This is a genomic window from Paenibacillus favisporus, assembly GCF_040545415.1.
GTDB lineage: Bacteria > Bacillota > Bacilli > Paenibacillales > Paenibacillaceae > Paenibacillus_AQ > Paenibacillus_AQ favisporus.
This window is the reverse complement of record NZ_JBEPLV010000014.1, coordinates 1-1,477: the sequence shown is the minus strand read 5'-3', so window position 1 is coordinate 1,477 and position 1,477 is coordinate 1. Positions and strand designations below refer to the sequence as shown.

Genomic DNA, 1,477 nt, shown 5'->3' with positions numbered 1-1,477 from the left:
TCTGAACTGTGACCCGGATTGTGGACAGTTTAAAAGAAACAGCCCTAAGCTTAACCAGCAAGCAGGTGACCTCTGAATTCGTCGGGGGTCATCTTTTTTAATGTCCACTGATATCGCTCAGAGTTGTAGTAGCTTATGTAATCGGCAACACGTTCCCTTACTTCATCAATGGTTTGGCAATCCATAAAATCAACATCATCTTTCATATGACCAAAGAATGATTCCATGGGGGCGTTGTCCCAGCAATTGCCCCTTCGTGACATGGATTGCTTGAAGCCGGCCTTGGTGATGAGCAGACGCGTTTTGGGGTGCGTGTAGTGCATACCTTGGTCGGAATGCAGAATGGCCTCAGGGTGAATGTTTCCTCCTAATCGCTCTATCAGATGATGGAGCGTCCGTTCCACGAGTGTAAGCTCAAGCGTACCTGCCACACATGCGGCAAGGATCTGTCTTGTCGCTCCGTCTTTTACACAGGAAAGGTACGCCCATTGTCCGCTGCCATAACGCACATAAGTAATGTCGGTGAGAAACACCTTCTCAGGCTCTCTCTGGTCAAACTGCCGCTGAAGCAGGTTAGGACAGGCTCGGTGTTCGTGAGTTGCCTTTGCCATTTTGCGATACGGATTCGCTTGACGTATCACCGCAACAAAGCCGGCCTTACGCATGAGACGACGAATCTTTTTGTGGTTCATGACAACACCGCTGATCTGCTCAAGACGCATTTTAATGACCAGAGCGCCTGCTTTGCCGCTCAGCGCGAGAAAGTGCTGCTTGATCAGTTGAATGTCTTGCTCGTCGACAGCTTCACGAAGCTGTCGAGTCTCTTCAGCTGCGAGCCATCTGTAGTAGCCACTTGGACTTACGACCGCAAGCTCGCACAGGTAACGCGTCATGCGTTTTAGTCCATATGCACGAATCGTACGATAGATGATTTCGTAGCGCTCAGAGGGTGTTAGCGTTTCTTTTGCTGCTCGAGCGCATCGAGCTTTTTTAGCAAGTCCACCTGCGCTTCAAGCAGTTTGATTTTAGCCTTTGCTCGTTTCAATTCATCTTCTGCCGACAACTCACCTGATGGTTTTCGGCCAGTGCTGCCCTTGCCTCGTCGCTCCGTCATGAGTCCCTTCTCTCCATATTGGTTGAAGGTATCGCGCCAGCGCTTTAAGCTGTGTTTGGGCTTCTGATGACCGATGACATCCAGGTTAAAGCCAGCCTGAATAAAGATCTCGGAAGGCGTCTGGCCTTGCATGTAGGCTTGAATTGCTGCTAGCTTGAATGCAGGCGTATATGTGATGGCCGACTCGGTCACACGCAGTACATTGGGGTTTGCCTCTAACATCCCCATCTGTTCTTCTGTAAAAACCACTCGTTTCAACATTCCCATATCGATCCGCTCCTTAACTATTATCTTGATTAAAACACAAATGACCCACAAGAGGGTCACTTTTTTCAAAGTGTCCTTCTTATGGGTCACAGTTCA

Annotated in this window: 1 pseudogene; it reads right to left on the bottom strand. The window is 49.1% G+C overall.

From position 1 onward, the window contains the following. Positions 1-50: 50 nt before the first annotated feature. Positions 51-1,372 (bottom strand): annotated as a pseudogene (locus ABID47_RS33560) (IS3 family transposase). Between the last annotated feature and the right edge of the window lie 105 nt (positions 1,373-1,477).